Annotated in this window: 35 protein-coding genes and 1 pseudogene; 34 read left to right on the top strand and 2 right to left on the bottom strand. The window is 31.0% G+C overall.

Features of this window, described 5'->3' with window-relative positions; all coding sequences use genetic code 4:
* The first annotated feature begins 60 nt into the window (after positions 1 to 60).
* The 32 genes and pseudogenes from SHELI_RS04495 to SHELI_RS04340 all read left to right on the top strand — a co-directional run bounded on the left by SHELI_RS04495 (position 61) and on the right by SHELI_RS04340 (position 17,878).
* A complete protein-coding gene (locus SHELI_RS04495) occupies positions 61 to 933 on the top strand; it encodes a lipoprotein (RefSeq protein WP_069117063.1) in 873 nt (290 codons plus the stop codon).
* Positions 934 to 1,146: 213 nt separating this feature from the next.
* Positions 1,147 to 1,449: a 30S ribosomal protein S10 gene (rpsJ, locus tag SHELI_RS04490; protein WP_069117061.1), complete on the top strand. Its 303-nt coding sequence runs from the start codon at positions 1,147 to 1,149 to the stop codon at positions 1,447 to 1,449.
* Between the two features lie 61 nt (positions 1,450 to 1,510).
* A complete protein-coding gene (gene rplC / locus SHELI_RS04485; protein WP_069117058.1) occupies positions 1,511 to 2,215 on the top strand; it encodes a 50S ribosomal protein L3 in 705 nt (234 codons plus the stop codon).
* Positions 2,216 to 2,234: 19 nt separating this feature from the next.
* The gene (rplD, locus tag SHELI_RS04480) at positions 2,235 to 2,861 is read left to right on the top strand and encodes a 50S ribosomal protein L4 (protein WP_069117057.1); all 627 of its coding nucleotides are present in this window, start codon (positions 2,235 to 2,237) and stop codon (positions 2,859 to 2,861) included.
* A complete protein-coding gene (gene rplW / locus SHELI_RS04475; RefSeq protein WP_069117055.1) occupies positions 2,861 to 3,145 on the top strand; it encodes a 50S ribosomal protein L23 in 285 nt (94 codons plus the stop codon). Before rplD ends, rplW begins: the two co-directional genes overlap by 1 nt.
* Before the next feature lie 53 nt (positions 3,146 to 3,198).
* Positions 3,199 to 4,041 carry a 50S ribosomal protein L2 gene (gene rplB / locus SHELI_RS04470; protein WP_069117053.1) on the top strand — a complete coding sequence of 281 codons (843 nt, stop codon included), beginning with the start codon at positions 3,199 to 3,201 and terminating at the stop codon, positions 4,039 to 4,041.
* A 16-nt stretch (positions 4,042 to 4,057) separates the two neighbouring features.
* Positions 4,058 to 4,327 carry a 30S ribosomal protein S19 gene (rpsS, locus tag SHELI_RS04465; RefSeq protein ID WP_069117052.1) on the top strand — a complete coding sequence of 90 codons (270 nt, stop codon included), beginning with the start codon at positions 4,058 to 4,060 and terminating at the stop codon, positions 4,325 to 4,327.
* A 23-nt stretch (positions 4,328 to 4,350) separates the two neighbouring features.
* Positions 4,351 to 4,686, top strand: coding sequence for a 50S ribosomal protein L22 (gene rplV / locus SHELI_RS04460; RefSeq protein ID WP_069117050.1), 336 nt, complete (start codon positions 4,351 to 4,353; stop codon positions 4,684 to 4,686).
* Positions 4,687 to 4,701: 15 nt separating this feature from the next.
* Complete coding sequence (rpsC, locus tag SHELI_RS04455; protein WP_069117048.1) at positions 4,702 to 5,421, top strand: 30S ribosomal protein S3; 720 nt, start codon at positions 4,702 to 4,704, stop codon at positions 5,419 to 5,421.
* A gap of 2 nt (positions 5,422 to 5,423) precedes the next feature.
* Positions 5,424 to 5,837 (top strand): 50S ribosomal protein L16, encoded by a 414-nt coding sequence (gene rplP / locus SHELI_RS04450; protein ID WP_069117047.1) that lies wholly within the window; start codon positions 5,424 to 5,426, stop codon positions 5,835 to 5,837.
* A pseudogene (rpmC, locus tag SHELI_RS06275) lies at positions 5,837 to 6,229 on the top strand (50S ribosomal protein L29); the annotation flags it as partial. The gene rplP and the pseudogene rpmC, both read left to right, overlap by 1 nt.
* Positions 6,230 to 6,846: 617 nt before the next feature.
* Positions 6,847 to 7,107 carry a 30S ribosomal protein S17 gene (rpsQ, locus tag SHELI_RS04440; RefSeq protein WP_069117044.1) on the top strand — a complete coding sequence of 87 codons (261 nt, stop codon included), beginning with the start codon at positions 6,847 to 6,849 and terminating at the stop codon, positions 7,105 to 7,107.
* Positions 7,108 to 7,125: 18 nt separating this feature from the next.
* Complete coding sequence (gene rplN / locus SHELI_RS04435) at positions 7,126 to 7,494, top strand: 50S ribosomal protein L14 (RefSeq protein ID WP_069117042.1); 369 nt, start codon at positions 7,126 to 7,128, stop codon at positions 7,492 to 7,494.
* 12 nt (positions 7,495 to 7,506) lie between these two features.
* Positions 7,507 to 7,821, top strand: a complete 315-nt coding sequence (rplX, locus tag SHELI_RS04430) for a 50S ribosomal protein L24 (RefSeq protein WP_198146091.1) — start codon at positions 7,507 to 7,509, stop codon at positions 7,819 to 7,821.
* A 17-nt stretch (positions 7,822 to 7,838) separates the two neighbouring features.
* Entirely contained in the window at positions 7,839 to 8,399 is a 561-nt protein-coding gene (rplE, locus tag SHELI_RS04425) for a 50S ribosomal protein L5 (RefSeq protein ID WP_069117038.1), read from the top strand.
* 11 nt (positions 8,400 to 8,410) lie between these two features.
* Entirely contained in the window at positions 8,411 to 8,596 is a 186-nt protein-coding gene (locus SHELI_RS04420; RefSeq protein WP_069117036.1) for a type Z 30S ribosomal protein S14, read from the top strand.
* Between the two features lie 19 nt (positions 8,597 to 8,615).
* The gene (gene rpsH, locus SHELI_RS04415) at positions 8,616 to 9,005 is read left to right on the top strand and encodes a 30S ribosomal protein S8 (protein WP_069117034.1); all 390 of its coding nucleotides are present in this window, start codon (positions 8,616 to 8,618) and stop codon (positions 9,003 to 9,005) included.
* A gap of 15 nt (positions 9,006 to 9,020) precedes the next feature.
* A complete protein-coding gene (rplF, locus tag SHELI_RS04410; RefSeq protein ID WP_069117033.1) occupies positions 9,021 to 9,563 on the top strand; it encodes a 50S ribosomal protein L6 in 543 nt (180 codons plus the stop codon).
* A gap of 23 nt (positions 9,564 to 9,586) precedes the next feature.
* Complete coding sequence (gene rplR, locus SHELI_RS04405) at positions 9,587 to 9,937, top strand: 50S ribosomal protein L18 (RefSeq protein ID WP_069117031.1); 351 nt, start codon at positions 9,587 to 9,589, stop codon at positions 9,935 to 9,937.
* 235 nt (positions 9,938 to 10,172) lie between these two features.
* Positions 10,173 to 10,655, top strand: coding sequence for a 30S ribosomal protein S5 (gene rpsE / locus SHELI_RS04400; protein WP_069117632.1), 483 nt, complete (start codon positions 10,173 to 10,175; stop codon positions 10,653 to 10,655).
* Between the two features lie 17 nt (positions 10,656 to 10,672).
* A complete protein-coding gene (gene rplO / locus SHELI_RS04395) occupies positions 10,673 to 11,110 on the top strand; it encodes a 50S ribosomal protein L15 (protein ID WP_069117029.1) in 438 nt (145 codons plus the stop codon).
* Positions 11,111 to 12,544 carry a preprotein translocase subunit SecY gene (gene secY, locus SHELI_RS04390; RefSeq protein ID WP_232306377.1) on the top strand — a complete coding sequence of 478 codons (1,434 nt, stop codon included), beginning with the start codon at positions 11,111 to 11,113 and terminating at the stop codon, positions 12,542 to 12,544.
* An 18-nt stretch (positions 12,545 to 12,562) separates the two neighbouring features.
* Positions 12,563 to 13,204 carry an adenylate kinase gene (locus tag SHELI_RS04385; protein WP_069117027.1) on the top strand — a complete coding sequence of 214 codons (642 nt, stop codon included), beginning with the start codon at positions 12,563 to 12,565 and terminating at the stop codon, positions 13,202 to 13,204.
* 1 nt (position 13,205) lies between these two features.
* Positions 13,206 to 13,976 (top strand): type I methionyl aminopeptidase, encoded by a 771-nt coding sequence (gene map / locus SHELI_RS04380; RefSeq protein WP_069117025.1) that lies wholly within the window; start codon positions 13,206 to 13,208, stop codon positions 13,974 to 13,976.
* A 3-nt stretch (positions 13,977 to 13,979) separates the two neighbouring features.
* A complete protein-coding gene (infA, locus tag SHELI_RS04375) occupies positions 13,980 to 14,207 on the top strand; it encodes a translation initiation factor IF-1 (protein ID WP_069117023.1) in 228 nt (75 codons plus the stop codon).
* A gap of 39 nt (positions 14,208 to 14,246) precedes the next feature.
* Positions 14,247 to 14,360, top strand: a complete 114-nt coding sequence (gene rpmJ, locus SHELI_RS04370) for a 50S ribosomal protein L36 (protein WP_020834730.1) — start codon at positions 14,247 to 14,249, stop codon at positions 14,358 to 14,360.
* 60 nt (positions 14,361 to 14,420) lie between these two features.
* A complete protein-coding gene (gene rpsM, locus SHELI_RS04365; RefSeq protein ID WP_069117021.1) occupies positions 14,421 to 14,786 on the top strand; it encodes a 30S ribosomal protein S13 in 366 nt (121 codons plus the stop codon).
* A 19-nt stretch (positions 14,787 to 14,805) separates the two neighbouring features.
* Complete coding sequence (rpsK, locus tag SHELI_RS04360) at positions 14,806 to 15,198, top strand: 30S ribosomal protein S11 (protein ID WP_069117019.1); 393 nt, start codon at positions 14,806 to 14,808, stop codon at positions 15,196 to 15,198.
* A 4-nt stretch (positions 15,199 to 15,202) separates the two neighbouring features.
* Entirely contained in the window at positions 15,203 to 16,156 is a 954-nt protein-coding gene (locus tag SHELI_RS04355) for a DNA-directed RNA polymerase subunit alpha (RefSeq protein ID WP_069117017.1), read from the top strand.
* Positions 16,157 to 16,172: 16 nt separating this feature from the next.
* A complete protein-coding gene (rplQ, locus tag SHELI_RS04350; protein ID WP_069117015.1) occupies positions 16,173 to 16,532 on the top strand; it encodes a 50S ribosomal protein L17 in 360 nt (119 codons plus the stop codon).
* Between the two features lie 90 nt (positions 16,533 to 16,622).
* Positions 16,623 to 16,973, top strand: coding sequence for a helix-turn-helix domain-containing protein (locus SHELI_RS04345; RefSeq protein WP_069116015.1), 351 nt, complete (start codon positions 16,623 to 16,625; stop codon positions 16,971 to 16,973).
* A complete protein-coding gene (locus tag SHELI_RS04340) occupies positions 16,904 to 17,878 on the top strand; it encodes an IS3 family transposase (protein WP_069117013.1) in 975 nt (324 codons plus the stop codon). The genes SHELI_RS04345 and SHELI_RS04340 overlap by 70 nt, the downstream gene beginning before the upstream one ends.
* 72 nt (positions 17,879 to 17,950) lie before the next feature.
* On the opposite strand, the gene SHELI_RS04335 is transcribed toward SHELI_RS04340, so the two are convergent.
* A complete protein-coding gene (locus tag SHELI_RS04335; protein ID WP_069117010.1) occupies positions 17,951 to 18,937 on the bottom strand; it encodes an acyltransferase family protein in 987 nt (328 codons plus the stop codon).
* Positions 18,938 to 18,988: 51 nt separating this feature from the next.
* A complete protein-coding gene (locus tag SHELI_RS04330) occupies positions 18,989 to 19,978 on the bottom strand; it encodes an acyltransferase family protein (protein WP_069117008.1) in 990 nt (329 codons plus the stop codon).
* A 187-nt stretch (positions 19,979 to 20,165) separates the two neighbouring features.
* On the opposite strand from SHELI_RS04330, the gene SHELI_RS04325 reads away from it, so the two are divergent.
* Complete coding sequence (locus tag SHELI_RS04325; protein WP_084449264.1) at positions 20,166 to 21,368, top strand: energy-coupling factor transporter ATPase; 1,203 nt, start codon at positions 20,166 to 20,168, stop codon at positions 21,366 to 21,368.
* A 311-nt stretch (positions 21,369 to 21,679) separates the two neighbouring features.
* Positions 21,680 to 22,573 (top strand): energy-coupling factor transporter ATPase, encoded by an 894-nt coding sequence (locus SHELI_RS04320; RefSeq protein ID WP_069117627.1) that lies wholly within the window; start codon positions 21,680 to 21,682, stop codon positions 22,571 to 22,573.
* Positions 22,574 to 22,593: the final 20 nt, after the last annotated feature.

Below are 22,593 nucleotides of genomic sequence, written 5' to 3'. Positions count from 1 at the left end.
AATAATTTAATTTTTTTATAATGAAATTGTTGTTTAGCAACAATGGGAGGGAAATATTATATGAAAAAGTTATTAAGCTTATTAGCAGCAACTGGATTAGTTGCATCAAGTAGTGTAGTTGCAGTTTCATGTAAAACAAATGATCCTGCACAAAAAACTGAGGATACAGGTAAAGATACTAACACAACAACAAAAACCGATTTAAGCAAGTTAACAAATAAAGATTTAGGTTTATTTTCAAGTAGTGAAGAAACACCATCATTAAGTTTAATTGTTGAAAAAATCAATGAAAAAAACGCAAGTTATGGTCTAACAAGTAGTGATGTGGAATTTGATGGTTCTGCAACAGCATCAAAAGCTAAAATCAAAGCAAAAACTGATTCACAAAAATTTACAGGATCTGTAGAAGTTACCTATACATATGATCAAGTAAAGGAATTAACATATGCTGATTCTAAAAAAGAGAGTGATTTAATTGCCTTTTTGAAAGATTCAGAAAAAGTAAAAGTTATTAATGATGCAGGTGATGCAGAAGAAACTTTCACATTATCTAAGGATAATTCATTAGTAAGAGATTACTCAGATTATGATGATCAAGATAAAGAAGATAAAAAATTGTTTGGTAAGTTAGAAGGTGTGCCAATTTTAATCGAAGATAAAGAAAACGTTGTAGATGGCTTTGATATTTTAGGTAATTTAAAATTATTTTTTAATGAAACTAAATCACTAAAAGGTAGTGAAAAAGCAAATGGATCTAATGAAAATCAAAAAATAATTGAGGTTTATTTACCAACAATCAAAGGTAAAAAAGGAGAAAAAGAATTTAGCCTAAATATTATAAAAATTAATGGAGTTTTTGATACATCAAGTCATAAATTGGTTGGAAATCCTGAAAAAGACAAAGTTTTTTCTAAAGTAATAAGAACAGTTTAATTTTATTAAATTTAAATTTTTACAAAAAAGTAATGATTATTTTATAAAAAAAGCATTTTTAAAATATGCTTTTTTTATTTTCAAAGACATAAAAATATTTTAAATTTAGTATTGCAATGGTAAATGTTATATGTGATAATAAATCAGCATGTATATTTTGTGTTTTTAAGGACAACACACTGGTAGGAGTTGTCAACGTGCAAGGAGGACCAAATGGCTCAAGAAAAGATCAAAATCAAAATAAAAGGTTATGACCACATCATTGTTGACCAATCAATTGCTAAAATCATTGAAGCAGCAGCGCCAGCAAAGGTTCGTGGACCAATACCATTACCAACTGAAAAACAAATCATAACAATTTTAAGAGCTACTCACAAATACAAAGACAGTAGAGAGCAGTTCGAAATGAGAACACACAAAAGAATACTTGAAATAATTGATCCAACACCAAAAACAATGGACTCACTAAGAAGAGTACAATTGCCAACAGGTGTAAGTATCGAAATTAAATCTTAGTTATTTAACAAGATATACATGATTATCATTTTAAAAATATTAACGCAGGAGGAAATATCGCATGAAAGGAATCTTAGGACGTAAGTTAGAGATGACACAAGTTTTTAGCGAAAGTGGAAAACTTATCCCTGTAACCGTTATTGCTGTAGAACCAAACAAAGTTTTACAAGTAAAAACAGTTGAAAAAGACGGATATAATGCTTTGAAGTTAGGAACAATTGACAAAAGAGCTAACTTAATTAACAAACCTGATATGGGTAACTTTAAAAAAGCCAACTCAGAACCTAAGCGCTTCGTAAAAGAAATCAGAGATATGAGCGGATACGAAATGGGAGCTGAATTTACAGCAGCCGACGTATTCCAAGCTGGTGAATTTGTCGACGTAACAGGAGTTTCAAAAGGAAAAGGGTTTGCTGGAGGAATTAAACGCCACAACTATTCAAGAGGACCAATGGGTCATGGATCTGGATATCACCGTGGAATTGGTTCAATGGGAGCTATTATCAACAGAATATTCAAGTCAAAAAAAATGGCTGGACATATGGGTCATGAACAAGTGACTATTCAAAATTTAGAAGTTATCAAAGTTGATAGCGAAAGAAACTTAGTTTTAGTTAAAGGATCAGTTCCAGGTCCAAGAAAAGGTTTTGTAATTATTAAACAAAATGTTAAAGGTATTAAAGATACACAAGCTGCATCATTGTTAGTGAGAAACGGATCAAAAGTAGAAGCTGCTCCAGCAAAAGAAGCAGCTCCAACTGAATAATTAATTGGAGGAAAATGACATGAAAGCAAAAGTGCTAGACGTTCAAGGTTCATTAGTAAAAGAAATTAGTCTTAATGACAAAGTTTGAGGAATTGAACCACATCAACAAGCAATTTTTGATACAGTTATTTCACAGCAAGCAGCTTTAAGACAAGGAACAAGAAAAACTAAAACAAGAGCAGAAGTAAGAGGTGGGGGAAGAAAACCTTGAAGACAAAAAGGTACAGGACGTGCCCGTCAAGGATCAATTAGAGCTCCACAATGAAGAGGTGGGGGAATTGCCTTTGGACCTACACCAAACATAAATTACAAAAAAGCAGTTAATAGAAAAGTTAGACAACTAGCTATCAGAAGTGCTTTAAGCTTAAAAGCTAAAGAGGCAAATTTAGTAATATTAGACAAATTCAACTTCGAAAAACCATCAACAAAAGGAATGTTGAGCGTTATGAAAAATGTAGAAATTGATAATCAAAAAACATTAATAGTAACAAGAGAACACGAAGAATTAGTTGTTAAATCAGCAGGAAATATTCCTGGTGTTAAAACATTAGATTTCCAAAAAATGAATGTTTATGACTTATTGAATGCAACTAAATTAGTGGTTACAGAAGAAGCCGTAAAACACATTGAGGAGGTGTATGCCTAATGCATATTACAGAAGTTATTAAAAAACCATTACTATCTGAAAAAACATATGCTGGTCAACAAGACGGAGCATACACATTCATCGTGGATAGAAGAGCCAACAAAACACAAATTAAAAAAACATTTGAAGAAATTTTCCAAGTAAAAGTAGATAAAGTTAGAACTATTAATTATGATGGAAAAGAAAAGAGAATGGGTAAATATGTTGGATTAACAAACAAATACAAAAAAGCAATCATCAAATTAAAACCTGGTGAAAAATTAGATATTTTATCTGACTTATAGAAAAGTGCTAAGCACAGTTATTGTAAGTTAAAAGGCGATACAGGAGGATTATTATGCCAATCAAGAAATATAAGCCTACGACTAATGGTCGTAGAAATATGACCAGCTTAGATTATAGTATCCTTACAACTTCAAAGCCTGAATCTTCATTACTTTCAAAGATTAATGAAAAGGCTGGAAGAAATAATCATGGTCAAATCACAACTCGCCACAAAGGTGGAGGGCACAAAAGAAAATATCGTATTATCGACTTCAAAAGAAATAAATTAGATGTTGTTGGTAAAATTGCATCAATCGAATACGATCCAAACAGAAATGCATTCATTAGTTTGGTAAATTACATTGATGGAGAAAAAAGATACATCTTATTTGCAAAAGGTATGAAAGTTGGACAAGAAATTGTTGCAAGTGAAAATGCTGATATCAAAGTTGGTAACTCAGCACCATTAAAAAACATACCTGAAGGAACATTAATACACAATGTAGAATTAAAACCTGGTAAAGGTGGACAAATTGCACGTAGTGCAGGAAGTTCAGTTCAAATCTTAGGTAAAGATGATGATGGAAAATACGTAATTGTGCGTTTAGGTTCAGGAGAAGTTAGAAAAATTCTTGCTGAATGTCGTGCAACAATCGGTGAAGTTGGAAATGAAGAATATGTATTAGTTAACTGAGGAAAAGCTGGAAGAAACCGTTGAAGAGGAATTAGACCAACAGTTCGTGGGTCAGTTATGAACCCAATCGATCACCCTCACGGAGGGGGAGAAGGTAGAGCTCCAATCGGTCGTAAAGCACCATTAACACCATGAGGTAAAAAAGCTCTTGGAGTTAAAACACGTGATAAGAAAAAAGCATCTAACAAATTGATTGTAAGAAGAAGAAATGCATCAAAATAGGAGGATAGGTTAATTTATGGCAAGATCATTAAAAAAAGGTCCATTTGCAGATGACCACTTATTAAAAAAAGTGGATGCAATGGGAGAAAAAAAAGAAGTTATTAAAACTTGATCACGTAGATCAACTATCTTCCCACAATTTGTAGGTCACACATTTGGTGTTTACAACGGAAAAGACTTTATTCCAGTTTATGTTACTGAAGATATGGTTGGTCACAAACTAGGAGAATTTTCACCAACACGTAAGTTTGGTGGACACGGTGATGACAAGAAAAAGAAAAAATAATCATTAGAAGGAAGTTGTAAAAAATGGAAGCAAAAGCAAAATTAACAATGATTAGAATATCACCTAGAAAAGTTAGACTAGTAGCAGACTCAATCAGATCAAGAAAAATCTCAGAAGCAGTAGCAATTCTTCAAAATCAAGATAAAAGATCTTCAGAACCAGTATTAAAATTATTAAACTCAGCAGTTGCTAACGCAGTTAACAACAATGGTATGGAAGCTGACCAATTATTCGTTAAAACAATTTATGTAAACGAAGGACCAACATTAAAACGTTTTAGACCAAGAGCTCATGGTAGAGCATACGAAATTTTAAAAAGAACAAGTCACATCACAATTATTGTGAGTGACCAAAGATAGAGAGGGACAGCAAATATGGGACAAAAAGTATCTCCAAATGCGTTACGTATTGGAATAATTAGAACTTGAGATAATAGATGATTTGCCGAAAAAGGTGAATATGTTAAGTGATTACACCAAGACATTAAAATTAGAAAAGCTGTTTTTAAAGAGTTAAAAAATGCAGCAGTTTCTAAAATTGAAATCGAAAGAACTCAAAAAGAAATTGTTCTTATCGTTCGTACAGCTCGTCCATCTATCGTTCTTGGACAAGAAGGTAAAAACGTTGAAAAAATCGTATTAACTGTTAGAAAAACTATCAAAGATAGAAAAGCAGCAGTAAAAGTTAATGTAATAGAAATCAAAAATCCAGATGTTGATGCAAGATTAGTTGCACAATTTATTGGAGAACAAATAACAAATCGTGCTTCATTTAGAACAGTTCAAAAATTAGCTATTAGAAAAGCATTAAAAGCTGGAGCAAAAGGAATTAAAACTGCTGTTTCAGGAAGACTTGGTGGAGTTGATATGGCAAGAACCGAAGGTTACTTAGAAGGTTCAGTACCATTATCAACTTTAAGAAGTGATATTGATTATGCACTATATGAAGCAAGAACAACTTATGGTCAAATCGGGGTTAAAGTTTGAATTAACCACGGTGAAATTTTAGGAAGACCTGGACAACAAACACAAGACAAAACAAAAGTTATAGCAGAAAGAAAATTCGATAGAAGACCAGTGAAGGGGGCTAAATAATTATGTTAATGCCAAAAAGAGTTAAATACCGTCGTCCTCACAGAGTTAGTTACGAAGGAAAAGCAAAAGGTGGTAAATTTATCGCCTTTGGTGAATACGGATTAATGGCTTTAGATGGTGCTTGAATTACTTCAAGACAAATCGAAGCAGCCCGTATTGCTATGACACGTTATATGAAGCGTTTTGGAAAAGTTTGAATTAGAATCTTCCCACATATGGCAAAAACTAAAAAACCATTGGAAGTACGTATGGGATCTGGGAAAGGATCACCTGAAGACTGAGTAGCAGTAGTAAAAACAGGTCAATTCATGTTTGAAATAGCAGGAGTTGCTGAAGAAACTGCTAGAGAAGCTCTTCGTCTTGCAATGCACAAATTGCCAATACGTTGCAAAATCGTTAAGAGAGGTGATGAATAATGTCTAAAGTAGCAGATCAAATGTTGGATTTGAGACAAAAGTCAGTTGAAGATCTTAAAAAATTATATGAAGATCACAGAGCTGAGTTATTTGCTTTAAAATTCCAAGCAGCAGTTGGTAGTTTAGAACAAACTCACAAAATCAAACTTCTTAGAAGAAGTATTGCACGTATCGAAACACTATTAAAAGAAAGAGCAAAAGCTGGTGAAGTTGTAACAAAAGTTATTAAACCAGACTATGCAAAAGCTGTTGAAAGTGCTGAACAAGCAGGAAAAGAAGTTAGAAAAAAACAAAGAGAGTTGATTGAAAAAATGCAACAAGAACAATATGGTGCAGGATCAGCTCTTGATAATGATGCAATTGCAGCAGCAATGGCAGCAGCATCTGTAGAAGATAATTCAGCAAACCAAGTTGTAGAAGTAGAAGCTAAAAAACCAGCTTCAGCATCAAAACCAGCTAAATCTGAATCAGTAAAAGAAGAAAAACCTGCAAAAGAAGCAGCAGCTCCAAAGGCAGCTAAATCTACAGCAACAAAAGAAGCAGCTCCAAAAACAGCTAAACCTGCAGCAAGTGCTAAAAAAGCAGCAAGTTCTAGTGATGACAAAATTGAACCATTACTAACAAAAGAACCTGCAAAAGCTAAATCTCCAAAAGCAAAAGCAGCTGATGTTGAACCAAAAGAAGTTCCACATGGAAAAACAACTGCAAAAGTTACTAAACCAAAAGCTGTTGAAAATAAGGAACCAGTTTCAGTTGAAACAGGTGAGGCAAAAGCAACAGGTAAAGGTAAAGCAGCACTTGGAGAAGTAAAAACAAAAACAATTAAAATAGATTCTGTTAAAGGTGAAAACATTGAAGGAATCGAACTTAAATTAGCAAAAAAACCAAAACAAGTTAAAACTTACACATATGGATCAAATGTAACTGAAGTTAAAAAACAATTAGAAGAAACTAGCAAAAAACAAGAAGCCAAAAAAACAGTTAAAAAAACCGATAAAGGAGCCAAATAATTATGGAAAGACACTTACGTAAGACATACATTGGTAAAGTTGTATCTGATAAAATGGATAAAACTATTACTGTATTAGTGGAAACATACAAAAACCACCCAACATACAAAAAACGTGTTAAGTATTCAAAAAAATACAAAGCACATGATGAAAACAGTCAAGCAGAAATGGGAGACAAGGTTGAAATCATGGAAACACGTCCATTGAGTAAAACTAAAAACTTTAGACTTGTAAGAATCGTTGAAAAAGCAATTATTTAATTAAGAGAGGTACGCGTTATGATACAAAATGAATCAAGATTAAAAATTGCCGACAATTCAGGTGCTAAAGAAATATTAGTTATTAGAAACTTAGGTGGAAGTGTTAGAAAGTTCACAAACATTGGTGACATAGTTGTGGCTACAGTTAAACAAGCAACTCCTGGTGGAGCTGTTAAAAAAGGGCAAGTTGTTAAAGCAGTTATTGTAAGAACAGTTAGAGGTCTAAGAAGACCTGATGGTACATATATTAAATTTTCAGAAAATGCAGCTGTTATCGTAAAAGATGATAAATCTCCAAGAGGAACACGTATTTTCGGTCCAATAGCTAGAGAAGTCAAAGATGCAGGATTTGCAAAAATCGCATCACTGGCTCCAGAAGTTTTATAGGAGGTAACTTTGATGAAATCTAAAATTATTAAAGGTGACGTTGTAAAAGTTATCGCAGGAAGTCATAAAGGAAAAATTGGACCAGTTACTAAAATATCAAAAGATAAAACAAGAGTTTGAGTTGAGGGAATCAATGGTATAAAACACCACAAACCATCTCAAACAGATCAAGAAGGTGGAATTCGTGAAATCGCAGTTTCTGTTGATAGATCAAATGTTGCTATTCAAGATCCAAAAAACAAAGGAAATGCATCAAAAATTGGTTATAAAGTAGTTGACGGGAAAAAGATCAGATTCGCTAAAAAATCGAATGCTGATCTTAAATAGAAGTAGGGTAGTTGAAAATGGCAAAAGCTAAAGCAAACGAAAATAGATTAGAAAAACTTTACAAAGAAAAAATAATCCCAGAACTATTTAAAGAAAAACAATATAAATCAATTATGCAAGTTCCAAAAATAACAAAAGTAGTTATCAACCAAGGTATTGGTGATGCTGTTCAGGATTCAAAAAGATTAGATGATGCAGTAGCAGAATTAGCTTTAATCACTGGACAAAAACCATTAGTTACAAAAGCTAAAAAATCATTGGCCGCATTCAAATTACGTGAAGGTATGCCAATTGGTGCCAAAGTAACTTTAAGAGGTAAAAGAATGTATGAATTCCTTGACAGATTAATTTCTGTTGCGTTACCACGTGTGCGTGACTTTAGAGGAGTTCCAAAAACAAGTTTTGATAAACAAGGAAATTATTCATTAGGTATCAAAGAACAAATCATTTTCCCAGAAATTGACTATGATAAAGTTAAAAAAATTCGTGGGATGGACATAACAATCGTTACAACAGCAAACAATAGAGAAGATGCATTTGCATTAATCCAAAAAATGGGAATGCCCTTTAGTAAGTAGGAGAAAGAATAATGGCAAAGAAATCACTTAAAGTAAAACAAGCTAAAGTTCAGAAATTCACAGTTAGAGAATATACACGTTGTGGAAATTGTGGTAGACCACACTCAGTTTTGAGAAAATTCAATTTGTGCCGTCTATGCTTTAGAGATTTAGCATACAAAGGTCAAATACCTGGTATTAAGAAAGCATCATGATAGTGAAAGGAAATAAATAGTTATGACAACAGACGTAATCGCAGATATGCTAACTAGAATAAGAAATGCTAACCAAAGATTTCACAAGGAAGTTGTAATTCCTGGAAGCAAAATTAAACTAGAAATAGCAAATATCTTAAAAAAAGAAGGATTTATTGAAGATTTTAAAGTTTCACAAGACTTTAAAAAAGAAATCACAATTAGCTTAAAATACAAAGGTAAAACAAGAGTAATTAAGGGATTGAAAAGAATTTCAAAACCTGGTCTAAGAGTATATTCTCAAGCAAGTGATATTCCAAACGTACTAAATGGATTAGGAATCGCTATTGTATCTACTTCACACGGAATTTTAACAGATAAAGAAGCTCGCCAACAAAATGCTGGTGGAGAAGTTCTTGCATTTGTTTGATAATAGGAGGATAGTTATATGTCACGTATAGGAAACAGAGTATTAACTATTCCTGCTGGAGTAGAAGTGAAAGTAGAAGCAAACAATGTTGTAACAGTTAAAGGATCAAAAGGAGAATTAACTCAAACATTTTCTCCATTAATCGAAATTAAAGTTGAGGGTAGCGAACTTAAAACTATCCGTAAAAATGAAATTAAACATACAAAACAATTACACGGAACAACAAACTCATTGTTAGAAGGAATGCTAACAGGAGTTGACAAAGGATTTGTTAAAGAATTAGAAATCGTTGGGGTTGGATATCGTGCTGCATTAGCAGGTAACAAAGTTAACTTATCATTAGGGTATTCACATCCTGTTGAATACACAATTCCACAAGGAATTACAATTGAAGTCCCAAAACCTACAGAAATCAAAGTATCTGGAATCAACAAACAATTAGTTGGTGAAGTTGCTGCAAAATTAAGAGGGTATAGAAGACCTGAACCATATAAAGGTAAAGGGGTTAAATACAAAGATGAAAAAATCATTAGAAAAGAAGGTAAAGCAGCTGGTAAATAGTTTGCTGCTAAGGAGACATAAACATGAAGTACACTAAATCAGAAGCAAGAAAAAGAAGACATTATAGAGTAAGAGCTAAAGTGTCTGGAACTAGCGAAAGACCAAGACTAAATGTATTTAAATCAAATTCCTTCTTCTATGCACAAATAATTGATGACTCTAAAGGAGTTACATTAGTTGCATCATCATCTGTAAAATTGGGATTGAAAAATGGAAATAATGTAGAAGCAGCAAAAGCTGTTGCAAAAGATATTGCTGACAAAGCAAAAGCAAAAAAAATTAGTAATGTAGTATTTGATCGTGGAGGTTACTTATTCCATGGTAAAGTAAAAGCATTTGCAGATGCTGCAAAAGAAAACGGTATGAAATTCTAGTTAAAGGAGATAAGAGAAAATGGCAGACGAAAAAAAACCAGTTGAAGCTACTAGTGAACAAGCACCAGCAGCTCCAACAGAAGTAAATAAAGACGAAAAACAAGCTAGACCAGCACATAGACCAGAATTTAACAACAATAGAAGAGATTCTAAACCAGGTGATCGTCCAAGAAGAGATAACAACAGACCAAACAGAAATAGAGAAGACAATCCTTTTGAAGAACAAGTTGTAACAATTAACCGTGTTACAAAAGTTACAAAAGGGGGACGTAGATTTAGATTTGCTGCAGTTGTTGTTATTGGAGACAAAAAAGGAAGAGTTGGATTAGGAACAGGTAAAGCAAACGAAGTTCCAGATGCAATTAAAAAAGCTATCAAAGAAGCTAAAAAATCACTTGTTAGAGTTCCTTTAGCAGGAACAACTGTACCACATGATGTAATTGGACATTATGGATCAGGAAGAGTATTAATTAAACCTGCTAAAAAAGGGACTGGGGTTATTGCTGGGGGACCAGCTCGTGCTGTTATCGAATTAGCAGGAATTCAAGACGTTTATACTAAATCATTGGGATCAAATACACCAATCAATATGATTAGAGCTACATTAGAAGGTTTGAAAGAAATGCAAACCGCAGAACAAATTGCAAGATTAAGAGGAATGTCTTCATCTGCACCAAGTCAAAGTCCTGAAAAGAAAGTTGAAGCTAAACAAGCTTAGTTGGAGGAAGATTAATTATGAAATTACATGAATTAAAATCAACACCAGGTAGCAAGAAATCACCAACAAGAGTTGGTCGTGGGATGGCTTCAGGTAAGGGTAAAACTTCAACAAGAGGACACAAAGGACAAAATTCACGTTCAGGTGGAGGTGTAAGACCTGGATTTGAAGGGGGACAAACTCCTTTATTCAGAAGATTACCAAAAATTGGATTTACTAGTTTAAATAGAAAAGAATATGTAATCTTAAATTTAGATAAAATTGAACAATTAGGTTTAAGTGAAGTAAATCACAAAACATTAATCGATAAAAAAATAATAAAATCTGAAAAATGTCTAGTAAAAGTATTAGGAAATGGTACAATTACAAAAGCAATTAAAGTTAAAGTTAATAAAGTTTCAAAAAGTGCTCAAGAAGCAATAACAAAAGCTGGAGGGGCAGTAGAGGTGATTTAGGTGGCAGTTAAAGTTTCAAATTCAAAAAAAGAAAAAAAAGCCATGACTAAAACTAAAGAAAAAAACGAATTCGCTAAGGGTAATTTCTTTGTAAGAAATAAAGATCTTGTAAAACGAATCGTTTTTACTTTAATAGTATTAATTTTGATTAGAATGGGTTCATTATTAACAGTTCCCGGAGTTCAAATTGGTTCAGAGTTTAGTGATGCAATCAACGGTCAAGAATTTTTCCAATTGTTATCAACTCTTGGAGGAGGGGCAATCGGACAATTTTCAATTTTAGCATTAGGGGTTTCACCTTATATTACTGCTTCAATTATTGTTCAGTTGCTTTCAACAGATGTTATTCCTGTTTTATCAAGATGAAATAAATCAGGAGAAAGAGGAAGAAGAAAATTAGATAAATTGACAAAAGCATTAACAGTGCCTTTTGCTGTTATGCAATCAGTTGCAACAATCTTTACATTAACTTCTCAAAATTCACAGTTAATTACTGCAAAATGAGGTTCAAGTGCTGATGGACAAGGACCTGACTGATTCTATTACATTCTTATTCCAACATCAATGTTAGCTGGAACATTCTTAATGCTCTGAATAGCTGACCAAATTACTATCAAAGGAATAGGTAATGGGGTTTCAATCATAATTTTTGCAGGAATTGTTTCAAATATGCCAAACAACTTTATAAAAACATTTGGTTTTTGAATTAAAACAGGAGATGATTCAACACTATTATTTGATGGAATATTAAAATTCTTAATATATATCTCAGCATATGTGTTTGTTATCTTTATAGTTGTTTTAATGAATGAAGCTGAAAGGAAAGTACCAATTCAACAAACAGGATCCGGTCTGGTTGACACAAAAGATCACACACCACACCTCCCATTAAAATTAAATAATGCGGGGGTTATCCCAGTTATCTTTGCTTCAGCCATAATTTCAACACCAATCACAATTGCACAAATTGTTGGTGAAACAAGTACATTCTATGCATTTACTCAAGAATACTTGTCATTTGGAACTTGATGAGGAATTGGAATTTATGGAGTTATGACTCTATTGTTCACATTCTTATATGCTCAGGTGCAAATTAACCCTGAAAAAATTGCAGAAAACTTCAAAAAATCAGGAACATTTATTCCGGGTATCAAACCAGGAAAAGATACTGAAAAATTCTTAACAGCAACAATAAATAGATTAAGTGTAATTGGAGCAACTTTCCTTGCAGGAATTGCTGTTCTTCCTTACATAATCAGTAAATTAACTTCATTGCCAAGTTCACTTGCAATTGGAGGAACTGGATTAATTATTCTAATCTCAGTTGCAATTCAAACTACTCAACAATTAAAAGGTAGATTGATTCAACAATCATTTATTGATAAAAAACAAGAAAAATTTGCAAGTGAAAATACCAATACTCACATTTGGTAAGAAAGGAAACACATATCAATGAATATTCTTTTAATCGGTGCTCCAGGTAGTGGTAAAGGTACTGAAGCTGAAATTTTATGTGCGAAAAATGGTCTTACTCATTTGTCTACTGGTGATTTATTTAGACAAAATATCGATAATAAAACTCCATTAGGAGTTGAGGCTCAAGGATATATGACAAAAGGTTTATATGTTCCAGATGATGTAACAAACAGAATGGTTGCAGATTACTTAAAACATAAAAATACTAATTTGATCTTTGATGGTTATCCAAGAACATTAGATCAAGCTATAACATTAGATAAAATGCTAGAAGATGTTAACCAAAAACTTGATCACGTTATACATTTTGATATTGACAACAACATAATTAAATCAAGACTTATGAGTAGATTGATTTGTCCATTATGTAAAAGAAGTTATAATAAAGTCTCAAAAAAACCACAAGTAGAATGAGTTTGCGACTTTGATGCATCTGAGCTTATTACAAGACCAGATGATGCAGAAGACAAAATTGATGTTAGACTTGAGGTTTACAACAACCAAACAGCACCTTTAATAGAGTTTTATAAAAAACAAAACAAATTAATCACTTTAGATGCAACTAACGTATTGCCGCATGAATTCCATGATTCATTAGTTGCAGCACTAGGACTATAAAATGGCAATAACTATAAAAAATCAAGAGCAAATCGAAAAAATGCGAATTGCTGGTAAAGTACTTGGAGAAGCACTTTACAATATAAGAAAAATGATTGTTCCTGGTGCCAATTGTTTAGACTTAGATAAATACTTTATTGATTTTATTACTAAAAAAGGATGCAAAAGTAACTTTAAAGGTTATTATGACTATCCAATGCATATTTGTATTTCAATCAACGAACAGTTAATCCATGGGATTCCAACAGATAGAATTATCAAAGATGGAGACATTGTTTCAGTTGATGCAGGATGTATATATGAAGGTTATCACGCTGACTCTGCATTTAGTGTCATTTGTGGTAACTCTTTTGACGAAAAGTATGATAAACTTGTAAATGTGACTGAAGAGTCACTTTACCTGGCAATTGAACAAGTTAGAGCCGGTGTACGTATCGGAACCATATCTTCTACTGTTCAAACTTTTGTTGAGAAGAATGGTTTTCAATTGCCAACAGATTACTCAGGACATGGTATTGGATTAGAAATGCACGAAGATCCTTTTATTCCAAACACAGGAATAAAAGATACTGGAATGCGTTTAATCGAGGGTATGACAATTTGTATCGAACCTATGGTACAAATGGGCACACCAAAAACCATTGTCGCTAAGGACGGTTGAACAGTATCGTCAGCAGATAGTAGTATGGCAGCTCATTTTGAGCATACTATTTTGGTTACAAATGGAAATCCAGAAATTTTAACATTATTTAAACCAGAAAAGGAGGACTAATTAATGGCAAAAGAAGATTATTTAGAAGTCGAAGGCATAGTCCTTGAAGTTCTGCCAAATGCTACATTCAAGGTGAAATTAGAAAATGAAGTGGTTATAGACGCCCACGTGTCTGGTAAAATCCGTATGAATTACATTCGCATCTTACCAGGTGACAAAGTTACCATTGCAATTTCACCTTATGACCCAACACGTGGAAGAATTACATACCGTTTTAAAAACAGTAAATAGTAATTAAAAAATAGAACAAAAATCAGGAGGTTTATAAAGATGAAGGTTAGATCATCTGTCAAAAAGATTTGCGACAAATGTCGTGTAATTAGACGTAAAGGCCGTGTAATGATTATTTGTGAACAACCAAAACATAAACAACGTCAAGGATAATTAACTATTTTTTATTATTAATTATTTTGAAGTTATGTTTATTTAGAAAGGAATAGAGATATGGCTCGTATAAATGGGGTAGAAATACCTAATGACAAAAGAGTGGTTATCGCACTAACTTATATCTATGGTATTGGTTTAACAACATCACAAAAAATCCTAGAGGCTGCAAAAGTTAGTGAAGAATTAAGAGTGAAGGATTTAACAGAAGATAATGTTAAAAACATCGCTCAACAAATTACCAAATTTAAAACCGAAGGGGATTTAAGAAGAGAAACAGCATTAAACATCAAACGTTTAATGGAAATTGGAAGTTACAGAGGAATGAGACACAGAAAAGGACTACCTGTGCGTGGACAATCAACAAAACAAAATGCACGTACAAGAAAAGGTCCTAGAAAAACTGTAGCTAACAAGAAAAAATAGTTAGGAGAAGTTAAATAGAATGGCAAACCCAAGACAAAGTAGTAACCGTAAAAAGGTTAAAAAGAATATTGCTAAAGGTATAGCTCATGTTCATGCAACTTTCAATAACACAATTGTAACTGTTTCTGATGAAAAAGGTAATGTATTATCATGATCAAGTGCTGGAGCCCTAGGGTTCAAAGGTAGCAAAAAATCAACACCATATGCTGCTCAAATGATAGCAGAAGCTGCTGGAAAAGGAGCAATGGACAATGGAGTAAGAACTATCCAAGTGGAGGTTAAAGGTCCAGGTCCAGGAAGAGATGCTGCTGTAAGAAGTTTACAAGGTATCGGACTAGAAATAACATCAATTAAGGACACAACACCAATTCCTCATAATGGTGTGCGTCCTAGAAAACGCCCAAGAGGATAGATATATGAAACAATTCGCTAGACCAGAATTTACTTTATTAAAAGAAGAAAATGATAGAACTTATGGGGAGTTTAAGGTTGAACCTCTAGAAAGAGGTTTTGGAATCACACTTGGTAATGCAATTAGAAGAACATTACTAAGTTCAACACCAGGAGCATCTGTGTATGCTATTAAAATTGCAGGAGCAGCGCATGAATTTACATCAATTGATGGAATCGTTGAAAATGTAAGTAGAATTATTTTAAATATCAAACAATTAGCATTAAGAATTGATACTAAAATGTTTGAAGACGATGAAACTGTAGAGCTTGCAATTAAAACTTCAACAGTTGGTCCAGTTACTGCTGGAGATATTGATTTACCAACTGGAGTGGAAGTTGTAAATAGAGATTTAGTAATATGTCATATTGCTGATGGTGGAACACTTGATTTGACTTTATTTGCAAAAAATTCAAGAGGTTATAGAACTTTTAAAGATAATAAAAAAGAAAAATTAACTGTTGATGCAATTACTATTGACTCAAACTACTCACCAATTGTATCTGTATCATATGATGTTGATGCAACTAAAATTGGAAAATCAGTTGATTTAGAAAAATTAATATTAAAAGTTAAAACAGACGGAACTATTATAGCAAGCGATGCAGTTGCAACAGCTTCTAAAATATTAGTTGAACACCTTAACTTTTTTGTAAACTTAAATGAGGAAATCAATGACTTAAATGTAATTGGTGTCTCAAGCGAAGAAGATGACAAAGAATTAGACAAATCAATCGAAGATTTAGACTTTACACAAAGAAGTTTAAATTGCTTGAAAAGAGCAAATATTAATACTCTACGTGATTTAGTTTCACGTAGTGAAGATGATATCCAAGAAATTAGAAACTTGGGTAGAAAATCATTAAAAGAAATTAAAGATAAAGTTGTTCAATTGGGACTAACTTTTAAACAAGACTAGAAAGAGGTGTAAATGTATGTCATACATTCAAAAACAAGGAAAAAACACAGCTTGAAGAGTCGCTTTAATGAGAAACTTAACTACTGAACTAATCATTTCAGAAAAATTAGAAATTACTGAAACTAGAGCTAAAGAGTTGAGAAAGCACTTTGACAGTATGATTACACTTGCTAAACGTGGAGATCTTCACGCAAGAAGACAAGCTGCAGCTTGATTAAGACACATTAATGCATCAGAAAAAGAAACAGCATTGCAAAAACTGTTTACAACTTTAGCTAAACGCTTTAAGTCAAGAAATGGTGGATACACACGTATCTTAAAATTAGATAATCGTCGTGGTGACAATGCTCCAATGTGCATTATTGAATTAGTATAATAAAAATCTATGTGGTTACACATAAATATAATTCTCTAAGTATACATTATGTTAAAAAAAACATAAAATTATACAAGGAGAATTTTTTATATGGCAAATCATAAAGGCAACAAATCAACAATTTTAGACTTAAATACCAAAAAAGAGCTTGTGAATAAACATTTCAATGAGCATATCTCTTACAAAGAATTATCAGTGATATATAATATTTCTTATTCAGCGGCTAGAAGGATGTGTATAGATTGAGAAATTTATGGAGAAGCTGCACTTATTTCTAAAACCGGAAAGCACAACAAGCACAATGGTAAAATTAAGATCAATTCAAAAGATCCAAAAGATAAAAAAATAGCAGAATTAAATAAAAAATTAAAATGGCTAGAAATGGAGAATGAAGTTTTAAAAAAGTTCAATGAACTAATGGAGGATTCAGAAAAAGAGTAATAAATTACTATAAAACCATAGAGAAATATAAAAATAAGTACACTGTTTTATCATTATGTGAACTATTTAAAATTACAAGAGCAAGTTATTATAGATGATGCTGTAAAGGTAAACCAGAATATGATTTAAAAATTGATATGAATCTAGCTCTTAAAGTTAAAAATATTTTTACAAATAATAATGGAATATATGGGTCACCCAGAATTAGAATTGTTCTAAATAATCAAGGTTTGGAGGTAAGTCAAACCAAAGTAGCCAGAATTATGAAAATATTCAAATTATATTCAATTATAAGGGTAAAAAAAATGTATAGAAAGCCAAAAGAAATTAAAATAATTACACATGGTCCAAATTACGTCAATAGAAACTGATCAATATTTTTAAAAAACGAATGTTGAGTAACTGATGTTTCTTATATACCTTTGAATAAAAAGTTCGCTTATTTAAGCATTATTAAAGATGCTAATACTGGTTTTATTGTTGGTCATAAATTATCTCTTAAAAATGATATTGAACTATATAGAAAAACGCTTGAAAAGGCTTCTTTTTACAGAAAAGATTTATCTAAAAAGCTTATAATTCATTCTGACAATGGCAATCAATACACTTCTATATTTGCAAAAAGATATGCTAAAAGAAATAATATTATAATTTCGTTATCTAGACCAGGTAATTCTATAGATAATGCGATGTGTGAAACTTTCTTTTCATCATTAAAAGAAGAATGAAAACAAAAACTAAAACAAAATAACTTTGTAAATTTAGAAAAATCAATTGATAATTACATAGAATTTTATAATTATGAAAGAATAATGATAAAACATAAAACTCCACCAGCCTATGTTTATTTAAATCTGACACAAAATAAAAAGAATGTTTCAAACTATGTTGAAACATTCTTATAAAAAACATTTTGTATACTTGACAAAGTATATTTAATGTGGTTACACATAGATTTTTTTATTCATAAACCTTATTTAATCATTAAATATTTTCATTTTAGGGATTTTTTGAATCAATCGACTATTAGCACATTTTTGTGATAAGTATATAACTGGCTTTGAAATAATTAAACCAAATGTTATTCCACATAAAATTGTAATTGCAGCTAAAATCAGCACTCTTGTTTGAAGTTCGTAATTGTCAACAAGTGAGAAGATATACTTTTGCTCAATTTCAATAAATGTGTAGTGAAACAAATACACAAATAGGGCACATGAACCAAGGTAATTAGCAACTTTGTTATGTCTTGGTTTTAAAGCAATAATTATGACAAATAAAGTTGTTGCAAATGAAGCACTTAAAATACCAAACTCATCATAAATAAACTCTTTTGTTGTATAAAATCCGAATCAAACCCAAATAATTCATTGAATAAGCAATCAGGTTATAGCCATAACTTGCCTTCTTGAACAGTTATTGGTCATATGGATTCGAATAATTCCCCCGATTATATACATAAAAATCATAACTAATATATTACATATACCAAAAATTTGTCCATAAAATCATTTATTTGTATATTCTAATAAAAAATATAAAATAATTAATCCTGCTGATAAATAATATTTATTAAAACTATGCAAAATTTTGTTTAATATTGGAGCAAACAATTGAACTAATAAAAACGCTCAAATATACCACCAATCAGGACCACCTAAAATCATGTGATAAAAAGGGATATAGCCTTTTATAAACGAATAAACAACACACCCCATAACAAAATTGATTATTCAGCAAAATAGTACTAAAAATAAAAAATATGCATTATTATAATTTTTAGATTCTGACTTTAAATACCCAGTAATAAGCATAAATACCAATGTGGAAGATGTTATTCATGGAGATAAAATTTTTAAATAAAGAATTGATGGAAAAGGGTATATTCCAGCCACTTGATGAAACAACATAACCATAACAGCCATACATATTCTTAAAATTTCTATATTTGAGTTTTTTTTCATATTTATTACCTTTCTTTATACATTTAAAACAAGCAAATATTTAATAATTATCTATTTTTGGTAAATTGAAAAAGTAACTTTATCAATTTTTGTCTTTCTTGCTATGAATTTAGATAAATAATCAATTGGTTTTGTTATTAATAGAGCTACAACCAACGTTGCAAAAAGAGTTATTAATGCTAAAATATTTACTTGTAATTGCAAGTTCAAATTATCTAATATTTTACTATATATATATTTACTATTTAATTCTTGGATTAAATAATGATACAGGTAAACATATAGCATGGATGATCCCAAATAATTTATAAATTCATTTTTTGTTCTCCTAAATGATGTAACAATTATAAAAACTTCTACTGAAAATAGGGCGTTTGGGACTCCTAATTGCTTATATACAAAATCGTACTTAGTAAACATATTAATTGCATCAATAGCTACTCATAATAAAATTACATTTAAAAAGATAATCAAATATTGATACTTAAAATAGAGTTCAACATGATTTCTTATCATTCCCCCAATGCAATAAAGCAATATCATTGCAAAAAGATTTGTTATCCCAAATATTTGGCCATATAAATAGTTACTTGTAAACTCTAAAAGAAGATATAAAATCACAATACACAATAATAAATAGTATTTATTAAAATTGTTAATTATTTTATTTAAAACGGGCATTATAATCTGAATTACTAGTAAAGCTCATATGTATCATCAATCACGCCCCCCTAATAAAAGGCTTTTAAATGGAATTGCATCCCTTGTAAAACTATAAACTAGGCAAGCAAAACCAAAGTTTAGCAATCATGAAATAGAAATATTTATTACAAACACTCCGTTATTGTAGTTTTTGGTATTTACTTTAAAATATCCTGTTATTAGTATAAAAAAAATTTTAGCTCCTGTAACTCAAGGGCAAAAATATTTAAAATACCATATGTCATTATACGAGTAATTATCAAAGGGACCCGCTTGATGTAATAATATTACAAAAAATGACATAATAATTCTTAAAATTTCTATATTTGTATTTTTCATCTTTTCCTTATTTGCTCATAAAATTAAAATTTATTGATAAACATAAGTATATTTTATAATAATTTATAATCTTGTATAAAAAAAATATAAATAAGTTATAGACAATAAAAAGTGTATAATATAAAAAATATAATTTAAGAAACACTACATTTTTGGTATAATTTAACAGTATGAAAGGACTAAAACTATGTCAGAATTTAAACCGTTAACTACTAAGGAATTAAATGAATTTAAATTACTTTTAAATGAATACAATGATAAGTTAGTTCGTTCAAGTCAAAAGGTTATAATTGCTAAAGCCAAGTATTCAAAAAGAGAAATAACTATTGATGTTGTTAAGAAATATGAAGAAGAATATAAAACAGCAAAAAATGAATTTAAATATAAGGTTAATAATAATATATTTGTTGAAAATCTAAAACATGCAAATGAAAAACTTTCAAATTATAGTAAAAATGATGAAAAATATTGAGAAGTTTATGAAGAAGTTAAACTAGCACAATTTTTACTTAAAGAATCTAAAATTGCTATGAAAGATAGAGGTCGCGGTGGTGAGTTATCTAAATTAAGCAATACAGCTTTAAAAATAAAAGACTTAAAATTTAGATATAAATCTGATCATCCATTCGCGGTAAATGGTGTAAATGTCGAAGTGAACCATGGTGAATATGTTGCTATTATTGGACATAATGGTAGTGGTAAATCAACTCTTTCAAAAATAATAATTGGAGTTTTAAAACCAACTTCTGGTTGAATAGAAGTTTATGGAAATAGAGTAACATCAAGTAACTTAAATATTGCTAGAAAATTTTTGGGAATAGTTTTTCAAAACCCTGATAACCAATTTATTGGTTCAACAGTTAGAGATGATATTGCTTTTGGTTTAGAAAATAGAAGAATAGAACCTGCTAAAATGGGTGACATTATTAAAAAGGCAGCTAAAAAAGTTAATATGTATGAATTTTTAGATCATGAACCCTTGATGCTATCTGGAGGTCAAAAGCAACGTGTTGCAATTGCTTCTGCATTAGCACTTTCACCAGATATTTTAATATTTGATGAAGCAACAAGTATGCTTGATCCAAAAGGTAAAAATGAAGTAAAAAATATAATGGTTGAATTAAAAAACACCAGAGAAAAAACAATTTTTTCAATAACACATGATATGGATGAAATACTAAATGCAGATAAAGTAATGGTTATGAATAAAGGGGAGCTAGTAAAATTTGGAACACCTAAGGAAATTCTTTCAGACAAAGGATTTCTACGTTCTATCCATTTAGATATTCCGTTTGTGGCGCAAGTTGAAGAAGCACTTGAAAATGTTGGTATGAAAGTATCTCATAGTGATAGCTTAGAAGAGTTGGTGGATAAAATATGTCAAAAATAAAAAAATTAAGTGATGAAGAAAAAGCAAGATTACTTGTTCAAAAAAGGGTTGACAATGCAAAATATAAAGAACACCTAAAAGAACTTGCTAAAAATCAAAAAATAGAAAATAAAAAAAGAAAAGCACGTCACAAAGAAATCGCCCAGTTAATCCATGAAGATAAACCAAATCAAAAGCGATTTACAAAAGAGTTTGAAACTTTAAAAAAAGAGTCTTTGAAAGATGCTGACAAAAGAGTTAAAGAAGTAAATAACTGATATGATTCTATTAAAGAAAAAACAAAATCAGTAGAAAAACACTATAAAAAACAATTGAAAAAAGCTAAACAACCAAATTTTGATTTTGATGGTGATATAAAGTTTGAAAATGTTTCATATACATATTCAAAAGGTACTCCATTTGAATTTAGAGCTTTAGATGGTACAGACATAACAATTGAAAAAGGTAAAATAACTGCTGTTATTGGTATGACAGGTAGTGGTAAATCGACTTTGATACAGTTAACAAATGGTTTAATGATTTCAGAAACAGGAAGAACTATTGTTGGTAACTATCCAATTTTTTCTGCAAGAAAAAAAATTAAAGAAATTAAAGACTTACGTCGTGAAATTGGTTTGGTTTTTCAATTTCCAGAGTACCAATTATTTCAAGATACAATACTAAAAGATATTGCTTTTGGTCCAATTAATTTAGGAGCGGAAAAAGAAGCAACATTTAATAAAATTCCTGAACTATTAAGAATGGTTGATTTACCAGAGGATTATGCCAAAAGAAGTCCATTCGATTTAAGTGGAGGACAAAAAAGAAGGGTAGCCATCGCTGGAATTATTGCTATGGATGGAGATACACTAGTATTAGATGAGCCAACTGGAGGTCTTGATCCACAAGGCGAAGAAGACTTCATGAAGTTATTTAATAGTTTAAACAAAGAGAAAAATAAGAGAATTATAATTGTTACTCACAATATGGATCATGTACTACAAATTGCAGATAGTGTTATTGTTATGCATAAAGGACGAGTAATTGACCAAGGAAATCCATTTGAAATTTTTTCAAATTTCGATTTGTTGAAAACAATAGAAATAGAACCACCAAAATTATATAAATTAGCATATAAACTTAAAGATAAAGGTATCGATGTAACAAAAAATAAATTTAGAACCGTTGAAGAATTGGCATCTGCCATTAAAGCGGCTATTAAATAGTAATTAGAAAGTAGGTGAAA

It is taken from the genome of Spiroplasma helicoides (assembly GCF_001715535.1).
GTDB lineage: Bacteria > Bacillota_I > Bacilli_A > Mycoplasmatales > Mycoplasmataceae > Spiroplasma_A > Spiroplasma_A helicoides.
Note: the sequence above shows the minus strand (reverse complement) of the source record. Positions and strands in the feature narration are given on the sequence as shown.